The organism is Paenarthrobacter histidinolovorans, assembly GCF_014647595.1.
Classification (GTDB): domain Bacteria; phylum Actinomycetota; class Actinomycetes; order Actinomycetales; family Micrococcaceae; genus Arthrobacter; species Arthrobacter histidinolovorans.
The window spans coordinates 82,316-104,020 of the sequence record NZ_BMPM01000005.1 but is presented as its reverse complement, the minus strand read 5'-3'; the positions used below and the strand labels follow the sequence as shown (position 1 = coordinate 104,020).

General features: G+C 64.2%; 21 protein-coding genes. 11 read left to right on the top strand and 10 right to left on the bottom strand.

All coding sequences use genetic code 11. The features are described from left to right. The first annotated feature begins 8 nt into the window (after window positions 1-8). Genes IEY62_RS13150 through IEY62_RS13130 form a run of 5 tightly spaced genes read left to right on the top strand, consistent with a single transcriptional unit; the run spans window position 9 to window position 5,978 of the window. Window positions 9-1,343, top strand: a complete 1,335-nt coding sequence (locus IEY62_RS13150; RefSeq protein ID WP_189018543.1) for an alpha-L-fucosidase — start codon at window positions 9-11, stop codon at window positions 1,341-1,343. Further along, window positions 1,340-2,215, top strand: coding sequence for an ROK family protein (locus IEY62_RS13145; RefSeq protein WP_189018541.1), 876 nt, complete (start codon window positions 1,340-1,342; stop codon window positions 2,213-2,215). The genes IEY62_RS13150 and IEY62_RS13145 overlap by 4 nt, the downstream gene beginning before the upstream one ends. Further along, window positions 2,216-3,703, top strand: a complete 1,488-nt coding sequence (locus IEY62_RS13140) for a sulfatase family protein (RefSeq protein WP_189018539.1) — start codon at window positions 2,216-2,218, stop codon at window positions 3,701-3,703. Continuing rightward, the gene (locus tag IEY62_RS13135) at window positions 3,700-5,268 is read left to right on the top strand and encodes a M81 family metallopeptidase (protein WP_189018537.1); all 1,569 of its coding nucleotides are present in this window, start codon (window positions 3,700-3,702) and stop codon (window positions 5,266-5,268) included. Before IEY62_RS13140 ends, IEY62_RS13135 begins: the two co-directional genes overlap by 4 nt. Further along, window positions 5,268-5,978 (top strand): copper homeostasis protein CutC, encoded by a 711-nt coding sequence (locus IEY62_RS13130; RefSeq protein WP_308424489.1) that lies wholly within the window; start codon window positions 5,268-5,270, stop codon window positions 5,976-5,978. Before IEY62_RS13135 ends, IEY62_RS13130 begins: the two co-directional genes overlap by 1 nt. On the opposite strand, the gene IEY62_RS13125 is transcribed toward IEY62_RS13130, so the two are convergent. Beyond that, a complete protein-coding gene (locus tag IEY62_RS13125) occupies window positions 5,968-7,215 on the bottom strand; it encodes a D-arabinono-1,4-lactone oxidase (protein WP_189018535.1) in 1,248 nt (415 codons plus the stop codon). The genes IEY62_RS13130 and IEY62_RS13125 overlap by 11 nt on opposite strands. 125 nt (window positions 7,216-7,340) lie before the next feature. Between IEY62_RS13125 and IEY62_RS13120 the strand changes: the two genes are divergently transcribed. Then, window positions 7,341-8,396, top strand: a complete 1,056-nt coding sequence (locus tag IEY62_RS13120) for a LacI family DNA-binding transcriptional regulator (RefSeq protein ID WP_189018533.1) — start codon at window positions 7,341-7,343, stop codon at window positions 8,394-8,396. Between the two features lie 57 nt (window positions 8,397-8,453). On the opposite strand, the gene IEY62_RS13115 is transcribed toward IEY62_RS13120, so the two are convergent. The 5 genes from IEY62_RS13115 to IEY62_RS13095 form a co-directional block, all read right to left on the bottom strand. Continuing rightward, window positions 8,454-8,750: a winged helix-turn-helix transcriptional regulator gene (locus IEY62_RS13115; RefSeq protein WP_189018531.1), complete on the bottom strand. Its 297-nt coding sequence runs from the start codon at window positions 8,748-8,750 to the stop codon at window positions 8,454-8,456. Then, window positions 8,747-9,151, bottom strand: a complete 405-nt coding sequence (locus IEY62_RS13110) for a VOC family protein (protein WP_189018529.1) — start codon at window positions 9,149-9,151, stop codon at window positions 8,747-8,749. The genes IEY62_RS13115 and IEY62_RS13110 overlap by 4 nt, the downstream gene beginning before the upstream one ends. A gap of 50 nt (window positions 9,152-9,201) precedes the next feature. After that, on the bottom strand, window positions 9,202-10,197 hold the full coding sequence (locus IEY62_RS13105; RefSeq protein WP_189018526.1) for a bile acid:sodium symporter family protein: 996 nt from the start codon (window positions 10,195-10,197) through the stop codon (window positions 9,202-9,204). A gap of 152 nt (window positions 10,198-10,349) precedes the next feature. Beyond that, window positions 10,350-11,846, bottom strand: a complete 1,497-nt coding sequence (locus IEY62_RS13100; RefSeq protein ID WP_189018524.1) for a SulP family inorganic anion transporter — start codon at window positions 11,844-11,846, stop codon at window positions 10,350-10,352. Window positions 11,847-11,868: 22 nt separating this feature from the next. Next, window positions 11,869-12,975 carry a GTP pyrophosphokinase gene (locus tag IEY62_RS13095; RefSeq protein WP_018778427.1) on the bottom strand — a complete coding sequence of 369 codons (1,107 nt, stop codon included), beginning with the start codon at window positions 12,973-12,975 and terminating at the stop codon, window positions 11,869-11,871. Window positions 12,976-13,085: 110 nt separating this feature from the next. On the opposite strand from IEY62_RS13095, the gene IEY62_RS13090 reads away from it, so the two are divergent. Next, window positions 13,086-13,907 (top strand): alpha/beta hydrolase fold domain-containing protein, encoded by an 822-nt coding sequence (locus IEY62_RS13090; protein WP_189018522.1) that lies wholly within the window; start codon window positions 13,086-13,088, stop codon window positions 13,905-13,907. Between the two features lie 40 nt (window positions 13,908-13,947). Next, entirely contained in the window at window positions 13,948-14,883 is a 936-nt protein-coding gene (locus IEY62_RS13085; RefSeq protein ID WP_189018520.1) for a carbohydrate kinase family protein, read from the top strand. Window positions 14,884-14,896: 13 nt separating this feature from the next. Here IEY62_RS13085 and IEY62_RS13080 read toward each other — a convergent pair whose 3' ends face one another. Next, complete coding sequence (locus IEY62_RS13080) at window positions 14,897-15,955, bottom strand: glutathione S-transferase family protein (RefSeq protein WP_189018518.1); 1,059 nt, start codon at window positions 15,953-15,955, stop codon at window positions 14,897-14,899. A gap of 85 nt (window positions 15,956-16,040) precedes the next feature. Between IEY62_RS13080 and IEY62_RS13075 the strand changes: the two genes are divergently transcribed. After that, window positions 16,041-16,850, top strand: a complete 810-nt coding sequence (locus IEY62_RS13075; RefSeq protein ID WP_189018971.1) for an HAD family hydrolase — start codon at window positions 16,041-16,043, stop codon at window positions 16,848-16,850. Here IEY62_RS13075 and IEY62_RS13070 read toward each other — a convergent pair. Then, on the bottom strand, window positions 16,847-17,716 hold the full coding sequence (locus IEY62_RS13070; protein WP_189018969.1) for a methyltransferase family protein: 870 nt from the start codon (window positions 17,714-17,716) through the stop codon (window positions 16,847-16,849). The two genes, IEY62_RS13075 and IEY62_RS13070, sit on opposite strands and share 4 nt — an antisense overlap. Before the next feature lie 53 nt (window positions 17,717-17,769). Next, window positions 17,770-18,738: an NAD-dependent epimerase/dehydratase family protein gene (locus IEY62_RS13065; protein WP_189018516.1), complete on the bottom strand. Its 969-nt coding sequence runs from the start codon at window positions 18,736-18,738 to the stop codon at window positions 17,770-17,772. 31 nt (window positions 18,739-18,769) lie between these two features. Here IEY62_RS13065 and IEY62_RS13060 point away from each other — a divergent pair, with 31 nt between their 5' ends. Both IEY62_RS13060 and IEY62_RS13055 read left to right on the top strand, forming a co-directional pair. Then, entirely contained in the window at window positions 18,770-19,039 is a 270-nt protein-coding gene (locus IEY62_RS13060; protein ID WP_189018514.1) for a hypothetical protein, read from the top strand. A 13-nt stretch (window positions 19,040-19,052) separates the two neighbouring features. Beyond that, window positions 19,053-19,850 carry a glycerophosphodiester phosphodiesterase gene (locus IEY62_RS13055; protein WP_189018512.1) on the top strand — a complete coding sequence of 266 codons (798 nt, stop codon included), beginning with the start codon at window positions 19,053-19,055 and terminating at the stop codon, window positions 19,848-19,850. Here IEY62_RS13055 and IEY62_RS13050 read toward each other — a convergent pair. Beyond that, on the bottom strand, window positions 19,847-21,652 hold the full coding sequence (locus IEY62_RS13050; RefSeq protein ID WP_189018967.1) for a glycoside hydrolase family 2 protein: 1,806 nt from the start codon (window positions 21,650-21,652) through the stop codon (window positions 19,847-19,849). The two genes, IEY62_RS13055 and IEY62_RS13050, sit on opposite strands and share 4 nt — an antisense overlap. Between the last annotated feature and the right edge of the window lie 53 nt (window positions 21,653-21,705).

Genomic DNA, 21,705 nt, shown 5'->3' with positions numbered 1-21,705 from the left:
GGTTGAACATGTTCTATTTTGAGGACCGAGTCGGTCCCGACTTCGGCGCGGAAGCACCGGAATACCCTGATTGGACGTTCCCGCAGTGGCTTAAGGACGCCAAATTCGGAATCTTTGTCCATTGGGGCCTCTATTCGGTGCCCGCGTTTGCCGAGACAGGTAATGCGCCCACCCCTGTGGAGGACGCCTACAGGGACCACAAATATGCCGAGTGGTACGGCAACACGGTTCGGATTTCCGGCAGCAGCGCCCAGGCCTACCAACGCGAGACGTTCGGATCCGGGACCAGCTATGAGGATCTTGCGGAGTTGTGGACGGCGGAGTCTTTCGACGCCTCCGAGTGTGTTGAGCTGTTTCGCCGGGCAGGTGCTCGCTACGTTGTGCCCACGGCAAAGCACCACGACGGTTTCTGCCTGTGGGGTACGGAGACGACGGGTTTCAACAGTGTCCGGCGTGGCCCGGGCCGTGACCTGTTGGCGGAATTCGCAACGGCAGCACGCGACGCCGGACTGAAGTTCGGGGCTTACTTCTCCGGCGCGTTGGACTGGCACGTGAGCGATCTGCGTCCCATCAACTCCGATCCCGATGTTTTCCGGTTGCGCCGGAACGACGAGGAGTTCGCCCGCTACGCCTTCCATCAGGTCAGTGAACTGGTGGACAGGTTTGCCCCGGACATCCTGTGGAACGACATCGAATGGCCCGACGCCGGCAAGTCGGCCGCGGATTTCGGCGTCGCCGCATTGTTCCGCAAGTACCTCGCCACAGTGCCGGAGGGCATCGTCAACGATCGCTGGGGCGTACCCTCGCACGGGTATCTGACGCGCGAATACAGCGATATCGGTTCACTGTCCGACAAGGATTGGGAGTCATGCCGGGGCTTGGGGCGCTCCTTTGGCGTCAACCGAAACGAAACTGAAGCCGATGTCCTCAGCGTCGCAGAGATTGTCCGCCATCTGGTGTCTGTGGTGTCCCGCAACGGCAACTTGCTGCTGAATATCGGGCTCAATGCTGATGGCACGGTTCCCGCCATCTACCGTGACAGGCTGGAAGGCCTGGGTTCCTGGATGGACGTCAACGGCGAAGCGATCTACGGTACGCGTCCTTTCGTTGGTGACCTGGGCGGACGGGACGATCTCGCGCTGACCGTTGACCAACACGCCACCTATGTGATGGTGATGGATCCCGCCGCGGAACTCCCGGCGGCTCCGCTTCCCACCACCGGAGGGCGCTGGCTTGGGGCAGGTGAAGCGGGCGACAAGTTCGTCATCCCGGAAACCTTGAAGGACTCGGCTGTGGCTGTTTTCGCCATTCCGCACACAGACGCCCCGGGGCACCCCGTATGAGCCAGCGGCTGGTGGGCATCGACATCGGCGGGACCAAAATCGCTGCCGGTGTGATCGACTCCAAAGGAAACATCCTTGCCCGCGAACAGCTCGCAACACCCGAAGGGGCCCTGGGTATTGCCGCCGCGGTGGCGCAGTTGCTGGGGGAGTTGGACGCCGACGGCGGAACAACAGTGGGCGTCGCCGTCCCCGGTTATGTTTCCACCGACCATCGCAGCGTCGCCAATGCGGCAAACCTTGCGCTCAAAGAGGCGCGGCTCGCTGACTGGATCGAGGAACGCGCGGACGTTCGCGCCGTCGTGCTCAACGATGCCAACGCCGCACTGTGGGCGGAGTTCCGGTTCGGTGCGGCGCGGGGTGTGGACAACGTGGCCATGCTGACCGTGGGCACGGGCATCGGCGGTGGCTTGCTGGTCAACGGCCAGCTTGTTTCCGGGGCGCATGGATGGGCCGGGGAGGCAGGACACATGACGGTTGTCCCCGATGGCCGCCCGTGCGGCTGCGGGAGCCGGGGTTGCCTGGACCGCTATGCCAGCGGAACCGCCTTGGGTCATCCTGCGGCCACCGGGGAAGACTTCGCTGAATTGGGCCACTGGTTGGGCTATGGCCTTAGCCAGGTGGCCATGCTGCTGGACCCGGACCTGTTCCTGCTCGGAGGCGGTGTCAGCGCAGTTGGTGCCGCGTTGACGGAACCCACGGAGCAGAGGCTTGCGGCGCTTTTGGCTGAGCGCGGCCGTGAACAGACCCCGCCGGTGCGGTTGGCCCAACTTGGACCGGACGCCGGCTTCATCGGGGCTGCGGCATATGCGGCGGACCTGTTGTCGGGCGACGTACCCGGCGGAGTGTCCTTGGTCGAGCGGATGGGAGCCTAGATGGATGCCACATCCTCCGGCCAGCGACGTCCCAATGTGGTGGTCATCCTGTCTGATGACCTCGGATGGGGCGACCTGTCCTGCCAGGGAGCTACGCAGATCCACACGCCCAACATCGATGAACTGGCCCGCCGGGGGATGCGTTTTACCGACGCCCATGCCTCCTCCGCCGTGTGTACGCCCAGCCGGTACTCCCTGCTCACCGGAGACTACCCCTGGCGGAGCCCGCTCAAGAGCGGCGTTCTGGGTGGTGCCGATCCCGCGATCATTGCCCGCGATGCTCCCACTCTGGCCCGTGACCTGAGGGACCGAGGCTACAGCACAGGGGCCTTCGGCAAATGGCACTTGGGCCTGGGATGGACCTGGTTGGATGGCAGTACTCCGGATGCCTTCACCGAAGGTTTCGTACCGGACATGCAGGGCAGTGGTCGTGGTATCGACTACTCGGCGCCGTTCACCGGGGGCCCAACAGCTTTGGGCTTTGACCGTTTCTTCGGTATTGCGGGGTCCCTGGATATGCCGCCGTATTGCTTCCTGGATCAGGACCACGCCGTCGGCGCGCCGTTGGTGGAAAAGACGGACCTGGTCTCCTCGCAACGGCCAGGCCTGGCCGCGCAGGGCTGGCGGGATGACGCAGTGGACACCACTGTCACAGAGCAGGCTGTTGCATGGATCGGGGAACAACGACGCGCCGGCCAGGAGTTTTTCGCCTATATCGCCACGGCTGCACCCCACCGCCCCTGCGTACCGCCCGCTTTCGTGCACGGCTCTACGGCTGCCGGTCAGCGTGGGGACGCGGTGTTTTTGGTGGACTGGATGGTCGGGCGCTTGATGGAAGCGCTGGGGGACGAGCTGGAGCGAACTCTTGTGGTCTTCACCAGCGACAACGGCGCACCCACCATGTTTACAGAGGACATGCTCGACGCCGACGGCGGGCTGACAGCGCATCTCCCCAATGGCCCGTGGCGGGGTCAGAAGGCTGATGCTTGGGAAGCCGGGCACCGGGTCCCGCTCATCGTTGCCGGGGCGGGCTCCTCCGCCGGTGTCTGTGACTCGCTCGTGAGTCTCCTGGACATTCGCGCCACCGTACGGGACGTAACGGAGAGTGCCGCGGGCACCGCCGTCGAACGCTCTGCCTCCGGTGACGCTGGCGGATCGCCGGCCGACCACGACGACGGCGAGTCGTTCGCAGCTTTGCTCACCGGGGAACAGTGTGCGGAGCCGGACCGGCTCTTGGGACACCAGGCGTTCGACGGCACCCTGGTGCTCCGAAACGGCCCAATCAAAGCCATTTACGGCACGGGCTCGGGTGGATTTTCGGCTCCGCAGGGCCAGCCGGACGATACCGGACGAGGCCCCGGGCAGCTTTTTGACCTGTCCACTGACCCGGTCGAGTCGGACAATATTTGGTCGAAACGGACCACTGATGCGCACGCCATGATCGACACGTTTGAACAACGCACTGGATTCACAAGAGGAACACGATGACGTCTCTTTCACACACAGCGCCCGAACAGTCCGAAGTCTGGTGCCCGGCGCTGGCTCCGCTCCACAGCGGCGGCCTGGCCCGGCCAAGGATCGGCATTGCCGGGATCTCCATAGAATCAAGCACTTTTTCACCCCACATCAGCGGGACCGAGGCCTTCACGGTTCGTCGTGGCGGGACGCTCAGGGCGTACTACCCGTTCCTGGACGAAGGCAGGGACCTGGGCGAGGCCGCCGACTGGGTGCCCCTGATGCACGCGCGATCGTTGCCCGGCGGTGCAGTGGATCCTGAACTCTATGCTGCCTTCCGCGACGAGATCATTGACAGTATCCATCGAGAGGGTCCCTTCGACGCCTTCTACCTGGACATCCACGGCGCCATGAGCGTGGTGGGAATGGAGGACGCCGAAGGCGACCTTGCCCGCCACGTCCGGGACGCATTGGGCGATGACACGCTGGTTTCCACATCCATGGACCTCCACGGCAACGTCTCCTTCGAACTGCTCAGCGCGGTGGACCTGATCACGTGCTACCGGATGGCCCCCCACGAGGACGCCATGAACACCAAGGAACGCGCGGTCTTCAACCTGCTGACGCGTTTGCGGGCCTCAACCGGGGCTGACGTGCAGGCTCGACGTCCGGCCAAGGCATGGGTGCCCGTTCCGGTGCTGTTGCCGGGTGAAAAGACCAGCACCCGCATCGAGCCGGCGCGCAGCATCTATGCAGAAGTTCCACAGGTAGCCGCCCTGGACGGCGTCGTCGATGCCGCCATTTGGGTGGGCTACGCGTGGGCCGACGAGCCGCGCTGCCAGGCATACGTAGTGGTCACTGGCGATGACGAAGAACTCATCGGCCGAGAAGCTGAACGCCTCGCCCGGTTGTACTGGGACGCGCGCCACGAGTTCGAATTCGTGGCCGAAACCGCCACGTTGGCCGATGGGCTCGCTGCGGCTCTCGACCCGGAGGCGCCGCGCCCGTACTTCCTCTCGGACACCGGCGACAACCCCACGGCCGGCGGCGCCGGCGATGTCACCTGGACCCTTCAGCAACTTGTCACCAGCCCGGAACTCGCGGCCGGTCCTTTCCGCCTGGTGCACGCATCCATTTTCGACGCCGGTGCGGTGGACGCCGCCGTGGCCGCCGGCGTCGGAGGTGAAATCGACGTTGAAGCCGGAGCCCGTGTGGACGCCAACGCGCACGGTCCGGTCCGGCTTCAGGGCACGGTCTTCTCCATCACTGAAGGGGATCCCGTAGCCGGCACCCAGGCAGTGGTCCAATCAGGCAACGTGTTCGCCATCCTGACCGAACGCCGCAAGCCGTTCCACCACATCGGCGACTTCACCAAGCTCGGCCTGGACCCGGCGTCGTTCGACATCTTCGTGGTCAAGATCGGCTACCTGGAACCGGAACTCTACGACGCCGCTGCAGGCTGGAAACTCGCCCTTACTCCGGGAGGGGTGGACCAGGACCTGCTCCGACTCGGCCACTCCCACTTGGCCGACGGCGTCTTCCCCTTCACCGACACAGACACCCAACCGGCTTTGTCGGCCGTGGTGCACCGCCGCTGATGATCGATCTTGAGATTGCGGTCCAGGACGTTGCAGGGGTGCGTTCAGCGTTGGAGGGCGGGGCCACCCGGGTGGAGCTTTGCACTGCCTTGGGTGTTGGTGGCCTGACACCGTCCATGGGCACCGTGCGGTTGGCCGTCGACGCCGCCCCGGCGGGCTTCGTCCACGTGTTGGTAAGGAACCGGGGCGGCGGCTACGTCTATTCCGACGACGACGTCCGCACCATGTGCGCGGACATCGCCGCTGTCAGGGATTCCGGAGTGGGCGGCGTGGTGGTGGGTGCACTCACTCCCGATGGCCGGATTGATCTCGCGGCGCTGGGCCGGTTCGTCGACGCCGCTGGAGAGCTCCCCGTGACGTTCCACCGCGCCCTGGACGCAAGCCGGGACGCCTTGGCCGAACTTGCCGCGCTGGAAGGGACCGGTGTGGGCCGTGTTCTCACGTCCGGCGGCGCGGTTCGGAGCATCCACGGACTGGAAATGCTGGCGGACATGGTCCGCACGGCGCCGATCGGCGTGCAGATCATGGCCGGCGGAGGCGTGCGCGTTGAAGACATCCCCGCGCTCGTGGAGGCAGGAGTTGCGGCCGTGCACCTCTCGGCGCGTACAAGTTACGACGACCCCTACCCTGCAGGCCCCGGTGGCGGGGCGCAGGAACTCGACGCCACAGACCCCGGGATTGTGGCCGCGGCCCGACAAGCTATGACGTAACAGTCACGCCCAGCACGCTGTCCAGCAAGGCATTCCGGAACTTGCCCGTGGGATCGTTGGCCTTGACCAGTGCCCGGAAGTCCTCGAACCGCGGGTAAAGGGCCGGGAAGTCGTACTCGCCGGGTGTGAAGAGCTTGCCCCAGTGCGGCCGTGCACCAAATGGACGCAGGGCTGCTTCGAGCTCAGGGAGTACGGCCTCGACGTCGGGCTGCATCGGCTTCCAGGTGAAGTGCAGGGCCACGCTTTGCTGGTGGTAGAACGGGCTGAGCCAGAAGTCGTCGGCAGCGATCGTGCGGATTTCGGAGATGAACAGCAGCGGTGCCAGCTTGTCCGCGAGGCCTCGAACGGCGTCCAAAGCGGCTGGTGCATGTTCCAGGGGGAGGAGGAATTCGCTCTGCAGCTCCTCTCCGTTGCTCGGGGTGAATTCGTGGCGGAAGTGCGGCAAACGGTCCAACCACTTGCCGGCGACGTCCAGTTGCTCGGTGCAGTTCTCGGCTGACATGTCCGGCAGTGGATGCAGGGCAGCCGTCGCCGGTGTCGCACCGAACAAGTCCGTCAGGGGAGCTTCGGTGTCCAAGGCCTTGACCCAGACCTGCGCGATGGTGTCGCCCGTGTAGTTCGTGAAGAAACTGACGCTGTAGGCACTGGAAGCGATGGTTTCGAAATTCGCCAACGCCGCATCCCAGGACAGATCGGTGAGCACGCGTTGCCGGACCTCGTAGCTGGGCCGGACGGCAAGCTCCAGTCCTGTCACAATGCCAAGGGCTCCCACGCCAACCACGCTGGCGAGGAATTCGTCGTCGTCGGCGGTGAGGGTGACCAGCTCGCCTGAGGCGCGCACAAGGTCGACACTTACGACGGCGGCAGCCAGGGAGGGGTTGTTGACTCCACTGCCGTGGGTGCCGGTTTGGATGGCGCCCGCAACGGAGATGTGGGGCAGGGAGGCGAGGTTGTGGATGGCGTAACCCTGCTCTTCAAGCGAGCGGCCCAAGGCACCGTAGCTGATGCCACCGCTGACCTTTACCGTGCCCTTTTCGCGGTCGAGGACGATTTCCTGGGGGAGGGCATCCAAAAGGACGTGGGTTCCAGGGGTGTCCGCGACCGTATTGAACGAATGCCGGGAACCAAGGGCCTTGATTTGTGTCGCCTGTGCCACGAGCTCACGCAGCTCATCAACCGAGGCGGGGCGCTGGATGCCCGCGGACGAATACTCAAGGTTTCCTGCCCAGTTCTTCATTGAATTCTTCCCTTTTGAATACTTGTTGGCTCCCGCAATTGTTAACGTTCACAACTAAGTGCGTCAAGGGGAGTCCACCTTGGTGAAGATAGAGTTCAAGAATCAATCGTCTGTCAGGAGCCGCTGTGAGCAAGGGATTCAAGCCCACCATCCGGGATGTTGCTACGGCAGCGGGCGTATCGCTTACAACCGTCTCTTACGTGCTTTCCGGCCGTCACGGCGGTACCACCCGGATCAGCCAGCCGACCCAGGACCGCGTCCTGTCGGCCGTGAAGGAGTTGGGCTACGTTCCCAACCAGGCCGCGCGCGGGATGCGGAGGGGCAAAACTGACGTGGTGGCCGTCGCGATTGGAAACCTCGAGTGGCCGTGGGACCGGGCGTTGGCCACTGCGGCGGCGAACATTCTTCCGGAGCGCGGCTACCAGCCGGTGATCCTCCTGGGCGAGGACTGGCGGAAGTTCATGATGTCCGGTGGTGCGGACGGTGTCATCATCGGCTATTTCCCGGAAGCGAAAACGGAGGACGAAACCGTCACCGAACTTGCTCGCCGTGGCGTAGCCCAGGTGGTGATTTCGGAAACCATGAATCCTGCCGGGTTTGATGTCCTTGCCCCCGAAACCGAGGCCGGGCTGGCCGACTGCATGGAGTTCCTCACTGCGTCGCATCGAAGGATCGCGTGTATTCGCCGGTCCGATTCCCCCGACCGGCCCAAGAGTCGCTTCGCTGCCTACGCCAAGGGGCTTGATAACGCCGGCATTCCACTCGATCAGTCCCTCATCAGGACATCGCATCACCGCCCGGCCGAGGCGTATCAGTCGGCGCTTGAATTGCTGCAGCTGCCCGTCCGCCCCACCGCCATCCTCTGCACCGACGACATGGAAGCGCTCCAGGCCATACGGGCAGCTTTCAGGCTGGGACTCCGCGTGCCCGAGGACGTGCAGATCGTCGGGGTGGGGAACTCTACCGAAGGGCAGGAGTTCGATCCGGCGCTGACCACTGTGGGGCCTGATCCCATTTTCGAGAAGGTGGTCCGGATGCTGCTTGACCGTTTGGAGGGAACAGCCCCTGCCGACGGCGTCCGGGTCGCCTCTCCGTGGAAGCTGCACCGTCGCGGCACCACGACGGACGGCACCACGACGGACGGCACCACGACAGACGGCACCACGACGGCGGCTCCGTAACGGCAGGATCTCAGCCCTGGTGCTGAAAACCAGGATGTTCGCAACGGCGCGGCACCGCTAGTCCGCGTCGTTCCCAGGCAAGTCCTCGCCCCAACGGGCCAGCGCGTTGATCGCTTCGCCCAGGGCCCGCCCCCTGTCGGTCAGCGCGTAGGCGCGGGTGTTGTGGCGCAGGGGCAGGCGGGACAGTACCCCGGCGGCTTCGAGCTCGCGCAGGCGCGTCGCGAGCATGTTGGTCGGCACTCCGAGGTCCCGCTGCAGATCGCCGTAGCGCTGTGGCCCGTCGAGCAGCCGTTCCACGATGAGCAGAGCCCACCGTGAGCCGACGACGTCGAGGGCCGCGGCGAGGTTGCTCACGCGGTCGGATCGGTGTCCGGCTTCATCCAGAACGGTGAGTAGTGGTAGCCATCGGGGTCGTCGAATTGGCGCTGGTACATGAAGGGGTAGTCGTCGGTGTCGCCGATCCGCCCACCGGCGGCGCCGGCGCGTTCTGTGAGTTCGTCTACCGCCTCGCGGCTGCCGAGGTCGAACGAGACCGTGACCTTCGAGGGAGTATCGGGTCCGCCGACCAGTTCTTCGGCGCCCCCCACGCTGGCGTACATTTCGCGGCTGCCGAGCATGACGTACTGCTCGGGCGCGATCGCGAAACATGACACGTTGTGATCGGACATCTCGGTGTTGAGAGTCCAACCGAGGGCGGTATAGAAGGCGGTCGAACGCTCAACGCTCTCAACGGGGCAGGTAATAAAGAGGCTCATGCGGCCATACTTGCAAAATGCAAGTGCGGCGTCAAGACCCCCGGCCAATGTCAGTCCTTCAGCGGGCGGCGCGCCAGCCAGGCCGCAACGATCGCGCCGGAAACGTTGTGCCACAGCGAGAACACGGCGGACGGCAGCGCAGCCAGCGCACCGAAGTGCGCGGTGGCCAGGGTGGCGGCCAGGCCAGAGTTCTGCATGCCGACCTCGAACGCCAACGCACGGCGCGCCTTGTCATCCAGACGGCCGAGTTTGCCGGCCAGGTAGCCGAGGCCCAGGCCGAAGCCATTGTGGAGAACCACAGCAAGGAACACGATGCCGCCTGCGGCCACGATCTTGCTGGCACTGCCTGCCACCACGATCGCGACGATCAGCGAAATCACGACGGCGGATGCCCACGGAAGTGCCGGAAGCACCTTCGCGACGAGCTTCGAGAGGAACAACCTCGCCAGGAGGCCGGCGATGACGGGAAGCAGCACCGTCTTGACGATGTCCAGGACCATGGCCCCGGCGTCGATGTGGAGGAACGAACCGGCGAGGAACAGCGTCAAGGCCGGCGTCACCAGAGGCGCGATCAACGTGGAAACGGACGCGACAGCAACAGACAGTGCAACATCGCCCTTGGCCAGGAACGCCATCACGTTGGAGGCCGTACCTGACGGTGCGCAGCCCACCAGGATGAGCCCCACTGCCAGTTCAGGAGGCAGTTGCAGCAGCACGGCAATGAGCCAGCCGGCGCCGGGCATGATCACGTAATGTGCCACGATACCCAGCGCTACCGCCCACGGACGCCGTGCTACTGACGCGAAGTCCGGAGGGGTCAAGGTCAGGCCCATGCAGAACATGATGACCCCCAGCAAATAGGGAACTGAGACGCCCATGGGCTTGAAGAGGTCCGGGACGAGGAAGCCAAGGACGCCGGCAGCCACAACGAGGAGTGGGAACACCGTGACCGCGATCCGCGCAATCCTTGCCTCAGCGGCGAGGGCGGCATTCACAGGCGCGGCTTTTTGTTCAGAGTCTGGTGCGTTATTGGTTGCCTCAAGCATTCATCCATGCTCACATCCGGCCGGCAACCACAACGAATTCTTTACTTGCAGGCAGGCGTATATGTCAGATGACCGCTGTTTCCCCACCCAACTAAGTAGCAGTTAAGGCCGTTTTGAGCGCTGGGAACGACCTGAACTGCGACTCAGTCGGGTTAGGGGTTGAGCTTCCCTGCCAGGCGCTCACGCATGCGGACGCTGGCCTCATTCAGCCCGATGAACTCCACCTCGCGGCCATGGTTCCGGTACTTCTCCGTCACCGAATCCAGCACCGATACGGAGGAAGCATCCCAAATATGCGAGCCATGGAGATCTATGACCACTCGATCTATGCCGTCTGAGGAATCCTTTGCGTAGTCGAACTGCGTATACAGATCGTTGGAGGAAGCGAAGAACAGCTCACCATCCACCGTGTACGTCGCAACCCTCTCGCCGTTCAGCTCCAGTTCAGTCCGTTCCACCGTAGCGAAATGCGCCACCCGCCGGGCGAACAGCACCATGGCGGCCAGGACGCCGACGCCGACACCCACCGCCAGATTGTGCGTCGCCACCACGGCGGCAACGGTAAGGATCATGACGGCGGTCTCGGACTTGGGCAGCCGCTTCAACGTTGAGGGCCGAACGGAGTGCCAGTCGAACGTGATCAGTGAAACGAAGATCATCACGGCCACCAAAGCTGCCATCGGAATCATGCCAACGATGTCACCGAGCACAACCACCAGGATCAGCAGGAACACGCCGGCCAGGAAGGTCGAGAGCCGGCTCCGGGCACCTGATCCCTTCACGTTGATCATGGTCTGCCCGATCACCGCGCAACCACCCAGGCCACCCAGGAAACCGGTGACGATGTTGGCCACGCCCTGCCCCCACGACACCCGGGTTTTGTTGGAACGCGTGTCCGTGATGTCGTCTACCAGTTTGGCGGTCATGAGGGATTCCAGCAGACCCACCAGCGCCATGGAGAGGGCAAACGGCGCAATGATCTGGAACGTCTCCAGGTTCAGTGGAACGTTGGGCAGGAAGAAGCCGGGCAGGCTGTCCGGAAGCTCGCCTTTGTCGCTGACGGTGGGAACGTCGATGTTGCCCAGGGCCGTCACCAGTGTGATGGCTACGATCGCCACCAAGGGTGCAGGAATGGCAGTGGTCAGCCGCGGCAGCCCGAACACGATCACCAAACCGACAATGACAATCGGATAGACCATCCACGGCACGTTGAAGAGTTCGGGCATCTGGGACATGAAAACCAGGATGGCCAGGGCGTTGACGAAGCCGATCATCACCGAGCGGGGAATGAACCGCATCAAACGCGTCACTCCGAGGACGGCCAGGATGATCTGGAAGACGCCCGCCAGGATGATCGTGGCGATCAGGTAGTCGAGGCCGTGCTCCTTCATGACGGGGGCGATCACCAACGCCACGGCTCCCGTCGCGGCGGAAATCATGGCCGGGCGGCCACCCACCAGCGCCGTCACCACGCCCATGGTGAACGACGCGAACAGGCCGATACGGGGATCCACTCCGGCGATTACCGAGAATGCGATCGCTTCCGGGATCAAAGCCAAGGCCACCACGAGACCCGCGAGGGACTCCGTCAGCAGCCGGCGGGGCGAGCGGAAGGTCGCCCGCAGTGACATGAGTTGCTCGGGAGTCATGGGTCCTTACAGGGCAGGTTTCTTACAGTGCAGTCTGGCGGTAGCGCTCAATCTGCTTAAGACGCCGCTGGAGGCTGTCGCGCCGCGGGTGCGGAACGGCGTCGGGCGCCTCAGCAGTGAGATCGATGTGTTCGGTTCCGTACTGCCACAGCAGGAGGTCGTCCAGGAGGCGGTCAGGGCCGGGTGAGTAGCGATGGTCCAGGGCCTTGCGGACCTCGGTGATCCGGTTGGCGCTGAGAAGCCCGGCCAGCTCCACGGTCTTGGTGAGTCCGTGGGCAGCCAGCAGCTCGGCGGCCCATCCCCAGTCGTCATCAACTTTACGGTCAACGTGCGGCAGGAGCGTACGCCAGACGTCACGAACCCGGTTGGGAGTCAACGGTGAGCCGCCCTCGCCCTCCAGGTCCCAGTAGCCGCGGACTTCCTCGTACCGTTCGTGGAGATCGGCAAAGGCGCTCTCCACGGTTTCCAGCATGGCGGCCGTTGCCGTGAACTGCCGGTCGAAATGCGGCGTCCATGCGCGCGGGTCCTCCGCCTTGAAACGGATGTCGTGCTCGATCTCGCTCCAGGCATGCGCAAAAACTGTGCGGATCTGGCATTCAAAGAAATAGCTGCCGTTGGCGGGCATGTCCGGGTTGAAGACGTGCTGGTACTCCTTGACGGTTTCATTCTGGATGGTGCGCAGGATGAGGTGCCGGCTGGAGTACCCGTAGGTCCCGGATTCGATGGAACCGATGTCCTTCTCGCGGTCGCCACGGCAGTCGAAGAGCTGCCGCTGCCGCTTGATGATGTTGGCCACGGCGGCGTTTTCCGCCGGGAGCTTGGTGATCACCCGGATGCCGACCATGTCGTTCAACGTGCGGAAAGGGTCCGGGAACTTGAGCACCCGTGGCCCACCCGGCTCCAAGGGATCATCCGTGCGGGAAATCTTTTCGCGGAACGACTCAACGGTCTTGGTCCGGCCGGTGACGAACAAAGGGGTGACTTCGGCGTCGTTCAACATGTCCCGCAGGGTCAGCAGCACGTCCCGTGTGACCCGCTTCAGAGCAGGGCGGACACGCTCATAGAGAGCCACATTCGCATCCACTGCATCCCGCTGGGCCTGGTCCAGGCTGTCCCAATTGCTTGCCATGCCCCCAGCTTACGTGGCGGCTGCGACAGTGAACCGGGCCACCCGCCGTCGGGGTGCCTCTAGCCAAACTACGGAACCGTCACGATAGGCTCAGTACAAAGGAGGGCGCAATGTTGCGGCACAAGTACAGCTACGGCGAACACCCCAGTCAGTGGGGCGAACTCTTCATACCTGAACCGAACAACGGAAACCATCGCGGCGCATCAGCTGTGGCCGGTGGAATAGCCGTTGTAATCCATGGCGGATACTGGCGCTCGCAATACGGTGCGGAGCTCGGCGAACCGCTGGCGCGGGACCTCGCAGCGCATGGAATCACCGCCTGGAACCTCGAATACCGGCGTGCCGGGAACGGCGGTGGTTGGCCCCATACATTCGAGGACATCCTCGCCGGCATCGACCACCTCTCGCAGATAGCCGGGGACCACGACCTCCAGCTCGGCAAAGTGGTGGCACTCGGCCACTCGGCCGGCGGCCACCTCGCGGTATGGGCTGCGGGCAGGCACCGCCTCTCGGACATCGGCGCCCCCGACGCCGACCGTCAGCTCCAGAGGGCACCGGAGGACAATGCCGTGCACCTGACGGGAGTGGTGAGCCAATCAGGCCTGCTGAACCTTGCGGCAGCCGAGAAGCTGAACCTCAGCAACGGCGCTGTCTGCAACCTCATGGGCGGGGATTCGGCAAGATTCCCCAAACGGCATAAATACGCTGACCCCATGAGTTCCCTGCCGATTGACGTCCCCGTCTACGCCGTGCACGCCACGGAAGACGAGGACGTTCCTGCAAGCCAGTCCGAGGCCTACGTTGCCGCGGCCACGGCAGCGGGGAGTTCGGCCCAGTTGCTGCGGGTTCCGGGCGACCACTTCGACCTCATTGACCCCAAGGCGGTCGCGTACAAGAAGTGCCGCGAGTTGGTGCAGCGACTGTTGTCGTAATTGTTGGGCTGCGGCAGTTGTCCTCTGGCAGAGTTGACCCATGCTGACTGTCATTGGTGAGGCCCTGGTAGACGTCGTCCAACGCTCCTCTGGAATTGAGGCCCACGTTGGCGGCAGCCCGCTCAACGTTGCCGTGGGCTTGGCAAGGTTGGACCACCCGGTGCAGTTCATCGGCCGCTACGGCAAGGACGCCTACGGAGACTCCGTCGCAGCGCATCTGCGCTCGAGCTCCGTGATGGTCCCGGTTCCGCCCGATGACAAAGCAACCAGCGTGGCCACCGCGCAAATAGACGACGACGGCGCAGCCACCTACGCTTTCGACCTCACCTGGGAGTTGCCCGGACTCGCCGGGCGGCTGCCCCTCATGCTGCAGGGTGCCACCTTGCTGCACACCGGCTCCATAGCCACCTTCCTGGAGCCCGGCGCGGCGGAGGTTCTTGCCGCCGTCGAGCATGCCCACCCGAACAGCACCATCAGCTACGATCCCAACTGCCGCCCAAGCATCATCACGGATGTTGAGTACGCGCGGACGCAAGCTGAGCGCTTCGTGGCGCTGGCCGACGTCGTGAAGGCCTCGGACGAGGACCTTGAATGGTTGTATCCCGGCGTCGATCCAACCGAGTCCGCGCGTCGCTGGCTGTCCCTGGGCGGCGACGAAGGGCCGGCCCTGGTGGTGGTGACGCGCGGTTCACGTGGGCCGTGGGGCATTACCCGGGCGGGTGAAACCGAGGTTCCCGCTCCGACTGTGGACGTGGTGGACACCGTGGGCGCCGGGGACTCGTTCATGGCAGGGCTGCTGTCCGCGATTGTGGATCACGGGCTGGACGGGGCTCAGAACCGCGAGGCACTGAGGGCACTGCCCGCCGAAACGCTCGCCGCAATCATGGACCACGCAGCACGCGCGGCCGCGGTGACCGTTTCACGCGCCGGCGCCAACCCGCCAACGCGCGCCGAGCTTAACCACGGGACGGCGTGACACGCAGAAGTGGCTAGCCGGCGCCATGCCCCGGCGCTACTTCTTCGCCGGCTTTCACTGGCCCCGGGGGAGTGCCGTCCCCGAACGGGCTGCCGCCCAGGGATTTCCGTCCGTGGGGCGTGAGCCAGCCGGAAAGATCAGGGCCCCCGGGCACAATCTGCGTGGGGTTGATGTCCTCGTGGACGATGTAGTAGTGCTGCTTGATCTGGACGAAGTCGATGGTGTCCCCGAAGCCGGGTGTCTGGAACAGGTCCCTTGCATAGCCCCACAACGCCGGCATTTCGCTGAGCTTGTTCCGGTTGCATTTGAAGTGCCCGTGATAGACGGCGTCGAAGCGCGCCAGGGTGGTGAAGAGCCGGACGTCAGCCTCGGTGATGGAATCACCCACCAGGTAACGCTGCGTTGACAGCCGTTCCTCCAACCAGTCCAAGGCATTCCACAGGCGCGTGTAGGCGGCGTCGTAGGCTTCCTGTGATCCTGCGAACCCGCACCGGTAGACGCCGTTGTTGACCTCGGTAAATACGCGCTTGTTGACCTGGTCGATTTCCTCGCGGAGGTGCTCCGGGTACAGCTGCGGTGCTCCCGGGCGGTGGAATTCTGTCCATTCAGTGGAAAAGTCGATCGTGATCTGCGGGTAGTTATTGGTGACTACTTGCCCACTGGGGATATCTACGATGGCCGGGACCGTGATGCCGCGGGGGTAGTCCGGGAAACGGCGGAAGAAGGCCTCCTGCAGGCGCTCGATCCCCAGCACGGGGTCTTTGCCGCCGGGATCAAGGTCGAAGGTCCAGGAGCGGGCATCGTGGGTGGGGCCGGGCTGGCCAAGGCTGATGACATCCTCAAGTCCCAGCAGCCGCCGCACGATCACAGAGCGGTTGGCCCACGGGCAGGCGCGCGCCGCGACCAGCCTGTAGCGCCCCGGCTCCACAGGCCAGCCGGTTTCCCCGTTTGGCCCGGCAGCACCATCGCGGGTGATGCGGTCCTCGATGTAGTTGGTGTCGCGGGTGAATTCACCGCCGGTGACGTACGCGCCGCGTGTGCTGTGTTCTTCGCTCATGGTCTTGTCACTCATCAACTCAGCCTATGCTCCCGGTTTTGAAAATGTGGAGGCTTTGCGGTGCGCAGCCGCCTGTTTCGCTCCAACGTAGACTGGCATGATGCGGCTCGTAGCAAGCGATATTGACGGCACCATCCTCGGTCACGATGGAAAAATCAGCGACCGGACCATCAAGGCGTTCCAAGCATGCCGCGATGCTGGAGTGGAGCTCGTCTTCGTTACGGGTCGACCACCGCGCTGGTTGTACCCGCTTCAGGAACAGTTGGGGCACAGTGGAATCGTGATCTGTTCCAACGGTGCCGTGGTGTGGGATTTGGAAACGGAGCAGGCACTTTCCTCGTGCGTCCTCGATGCTGAATCAGTGTTCGAGGCCCGCCGGATCATCAAGTCCATCAGGCCTGACGCGCTGTTCGCCGTGGAGACGCTCACCGGCTTCCAGTTGGAGCCGGGCTTCATCGAGAACGAAACCAGCGAACTGCTTTCCGAGTTCACCCCCAAACCGCTGGACCAGACGCTCACGGCGGATGACGCCGTCGTAAAGTTCCTTGCCATCACCCGCAAGGGGACGCCTGACGAGTTCCTGGCAGAGGTGCAGCCGGCTGTTGCGCATCTCGTGTCCACCACGCACTCAGCTCCGCGGACCGCGATGCTGGAGATGTCCGTACCGGGCATCAACAAAGCCGTCACCCTGGCCAAGTACGCCGAGTCGCTGGGGATCGACGCCGCCGATGTTGTGGCGTTCGGGGACATGCCCAATGACATTGAGATGCTGCGCTGGGCCGGCCACGGTTATGCCATGGCCAGCGGACATCCGGAAGCCATCCTCGCCGCGGGCCAGCAGGCGCCGCATTTCGACGACGACGGCGTGGCCCAGGTTCTCGAGGCGAAGCTGACAGAGCAGCGGGTCTAGTTCCGCCCGACGCGCGGGACCCAGCAGCTCACTGACGAACGGTACCGGCGGAATTCGGCTCCAAAGCGGTTTTCGAGGTCTGCTTCTTCGAGCGGTCGAACGGCGTAGTTCCACACCAAAGAGCCGATCATCGCGTAGGCGACCACGAGCCAGGACCCCAGGATGAGGCCCACTCCCACGCCTTGGGCGATGCCGGCGACCGCCATCGGATTACGAACCCACCTGTACGGCCCCGCGATGACCAAGTGGTTGGGCATGGCCGATGGCAGCGGTGTGCCACGGCCCCGGGACGACATGGTCACCGCGGAAGCAACCCCAAGAACGCTCGCCAGCATCAAGATCACGGCGCCCGCGGTGGCGACAGACTGCGGGAAGGGCAGGTACACCATCCAGCGACGTTCCAGCCACGAGATGACCAGCGGGACTGCACCAAGGAAGAAGCCCCAGAACAGGATCATTTGCCCGATGGTTGCACTTACGTGGGCCGACGCGGGGCGGCTCGAAGCAGCAGAACGGAACGCGAAGGGACCGCGGATGATCCAGTCCGTGGGAACCCGCCCCAGCAGGACAAGGCAGAGCGCCAGGCCTGAGCAGGCCGTGGCGGCAATCATCATCAGGACGCCCAGGCCCGCTTCCGTGGTGAATGTGGAGTAGACAGCCAGCGCGGCTGCCACCAAGGCCGTCCAGCCCGTGGCCACCACGGCTGCGGCCCTGATGCCACAAGCCGCGAGGGCCGAACAGAGCACGAAAAGGGGAACGTCGAGGGCGGCTACAGCGATGGGGTCGAGGCTGCCCAGGGTGGCTGCGCGCACCGAAGGCTGCAGGAAAACCAGGGTCCACCAAGCCAGCCCGGCAACCGCCTGCATTGCGAAGTAGGCCAGCCCCCATCCCTGCTTTCCTGTGGCACGCAGCACGCGCTTCACGGGTGGCGTACGCCCTCGCCGGAAAGCAACGCGCGGTACCCCTCTTTGTAGCTCGGGAACGTGAACTCGAAACCCGTCGCCCGGAGCCGTTTGTTGGAGCAGCGCTTGTCGCCGGGGCCGGCGTCGGACGCGCTCTCAGGTGCCGCCGTCGGGGGTTCCGGACAGTCCAGTTCGGCCGCGAGGAACCGCATGACGTCGCCCATTTCGGCGGCGTGATCATCAACACCCACGTAGACCTGGTCCGGGGTGGCCTCCATGGTGGTGAGGTGGACGATCATGGCGGCAGCGTCGTCCCTGTGGACACGGTTGGTGTGCCGGGGCTGCGCGGGGATGACAGCCGTGCCGCTCCGGACCTGGTCGATCAGCCGGGTGCGCCCCGGGCCGTAGATCCCGCCGAGCCGGAGGGAGATTGGCTGGGTGCCCGTTCCGCGCGTCCGGGTGAACAGCAGCTCCTCCGCCTCCGCCAGCACCTTTCCGCTGAATCGCGTGGGTTCCGTGGGTGTCGTCTCGTCCACAACAGCCCCGCCGGAATCCTTATACACGGCAGTGGAGGAGACGAAGAGGATCCGCCGCGGTTCAATGGATTGCCGTTCGAGGGCGTCCAGGACGTTCTTCACGCCGTTCAGGTAGGCCGCGCGATAGGCCTCTTCTGTGGAGGCGTCGGCGGCGACGGCCACCACCACAATGTCCACATCTGCCGGCAATTCCGGCACGTCCGTGGCGAGGTCCGCGTACACGCCACGGATTTCGGGGGGCAGCTTCCCGGGGGAACGGCGCAAGCCCACAACCTCGTGGCCTGCCGCAGCGAAGCGAAGCCCGGTTTCCGTTCCAAGGTCGCCGCAGCCGGCTATCAACACAGTCATGCCCCTAGTCTTGCAGTTTCGGGCTGTCACCGACTTCCCAGCCTCCATACAACCGGCGTTCACCTTGCGCCCGTAGGCTTCCAGCCACGGACCCGTTCGCATCGTGTCTACCAGTCGAAATGCAGGGGGAATCATGGCCAAGCGCAGGATCAACGATTTCAACACAGCGCCGCTGCGGCGCATCGAACCGGATCACCACTGGCGTTCCTTGCGCCAGGGCGACCGCGTCAGCGTAACGCTCACACCGGGGTACGAGTCGGCGGGTGTGATTGACGCCGTCACCGGCGACGCCACCGCCGTGTGGGTGGAGCTCGACGGCGGCCGCGGCCGGACGCTCGTCCACATCAGCGACGGCGTGGAGATCGTTCCGCAGACGACGGCGGCGCTCCAGCAGGAGGGCTAGCTCCACTTTCGCGATGGGCTACGCTACGGGTGTGACGCTGCCCTATTTCCTCCGCAAGGACGGTTCGTCAGGACCCTTGGCCTTGGCTCATCGCGGCTTTTCCCGGGAGGGGCTGGAGAATTCCATGGCGGCGTTTAAGGCTGCCGTGGAGCTCGGGACCGTGCACCTGGAAACGGATGTCCACACCACGTCCGATGATGTTCTGCTGGTCTTCCACGACTCATCCTTGGACCGGGTCACCGACTCGACCGGCAGGATTTCGGAGCTGACCGCCGCGGAGGTGGCCCGGGCCCGGATCGGCGGTGTGGAGCCGGTGCCAACTTTTGATGAGCTGGTGATGTCTTTGCCGGATGCCCGTTTGAACCTTGACGTCAAAGACTGGAACTCGGTTGTTGCCCTGGCTTCGGCGATCGAAAGGCACGGCGTCCACAACCGTGTCCTGGTCACCAGTTTCTCGGACAGGCGGCGCAGGGCAGTCTTGGCGAAGCTGTCGCGTCGGGTGGCATCTTCTGCCGGGAGCTCATTGACTGCGTTGTTTGTCCTTCTTGGCCCCGTGCTGCCGACGGGTTTGGCACGCAGGTTGTTGACCGGCGTCGACGTTTTTCAGGTCCCTGTCCGGTACGGGCGGTTGCCGGTAGTGACCGCTGGATTCATACGCCGTGCCCACCGCGTTGGCAGGCAGGTGCATGTGTGGACCATCAACGATCCCGCCGAGATGGAGCGGCTCCTGGATCTTGGCGTGGACGGGATCGTGTCCGACCGCCTGGATCTGCTCAAGGAAGTCCTGATCCGCCGGGGGCAGTGGGTCTAGCCCCTCCGGAGCTGGCTGGCCCGGATCCTCTCGAGATCGAACTTGGGGCTGCGATCAAAGGTGAAGATTCCGTTCTTCTCCTGGAACACATCGGTCAGCTGGGTGTAGCAGTAACCAAACATGTCCGGATTTTCCAGCAGGACGCCACAGAGCCCGTCGAAGCGGGTGTAGAACTCCTCCTCGCTGCTGACCCGCTGGCCGTAACCCCAGGAACTTTCGACGTCGGTGCCTGCCGCCCCCGCTGCCTGCCGGGCTTCGGCCTCGTTCCACCAGATCCCGCCGAATTCGGAGACGAAGTACGGCTGCCCGGCGTAGGGCACGGAATACTCCTCGCCGTCGGCCTTCTTGTTGATGTACGGCTTTCCGTCGGCAAGGCCCTGCTGTTCCATGCGGAAACGGTCGGGGTCTTGTTCGTAGGAGTGGGAGTCGTAGATGTCTGTTTCCCGGATCCGGTGGGAGTAGCCGGACGCGTCGATCACGGGCCGTGTGGGGTCGGCGAGTTTGGTGGCCAGGAACATGGCCTGGGTGACGTCGTCCAGCACGGTGAGGCGGTCGTGCAGCACCTGGTGGGTTTCATTGAGGGGGCACCAGCCGACGATGGATGGGTGGTTGTAATCGCGCTGCAGGACTTCCAACCACTGCGCCACGAAGCTGGCCGTCGGTTGTTGGTTGTGGCCGATGGTGCCGCCGCCTGACACGCCCCAGTCACCGAATTCGCCCCACACCAGGTAGCCCAGCCGGTCCGCGTGGTAGAGGAATCGTTCTTCGAAAACCTTCTGGTGCAATCGGGCACCGTTGAATCCGGCTGCCATGGACAGTTCGATGTCCTTGACCAAGGCGGCTTCATCGGGTGCGGTCATCAAGGAGTCCGGCCAGTAGCCCTGGTCCAGGACCAGCCGCTGGAAAACCGCATTGCCGTTGATGCGGACAACCTTGCCGTCCAGGGCGATCGAGCGGATGGCGGCATAGCTGCTCACGCAATCCACAATCTCGCCGGCGCTGTCCCGCACGCTCACTTCAAGGTGGTAAAGGAACGGGTCTTCCGGCGACCATGGGCGCAGTGCATCGGCGGGAATGGTGAGCCGGAGCGATGGTGTGAGGTCCAGGTCCGCCTTGGCCTGCGCTTCAATCCGCAGTTCTTCCTTATCGCTGAGAACTGCCGTGACTGTGTGTCCGCGCCGGTTCCGGCTGATCGGGACTTCCACGGTGATGCTTGAGTCGGCCAGGTTGGGGGTCATTCGGAGGCGTTTTATGTAGACCTCGGGCACGGCTTCCATCCACACGGTCTGCCAGATTCCGGTGGTGCGCGTGTATTGGCAGTGCGTGTTGTTGTACCAGGTTGCCTGCTTGCCGCGTGCCTGCATCCCGTGCCGTGAGTCCCGGGCGCGCACCACTATCACTGCGTCCGCGCCGGGCTCTACTACTCCGCCCAAGTCGGCGGTGAACGGCGTGAAACCACCCCGGTGCCGCGCAACCTCGACTCCATTCACCCAGACAGTTGCGTCGTGGTCCACAGCGCCGAAGTGGAGGAGCACATTGTGCGCTGCCCACTCCTGCGGGATGGTGACCGTTCGCCGGTACCAGACGGCTTCCATGAAGTCGACGTGCCCAACCCCGGAAAGTGCCGACTCGGGCGCGAAAGGAACCAGAATCTCGCTGTTCAGTTCGCGCGTTGTGAGCCCACGATCGACGCCGGAGTCTCCGGCGTCGATCTCAAAACCCCAGGTGCCGTTGAGGTTCATCCAGTTCTCACGGACCATTTGTGGGCGGGGGTGCTCGGGCTTGGGCATGGTGGAGGTCACATTTTGGCTCACACTCAAAAACCTAACGTGAGATGGTGTTCAGTACCACCAGC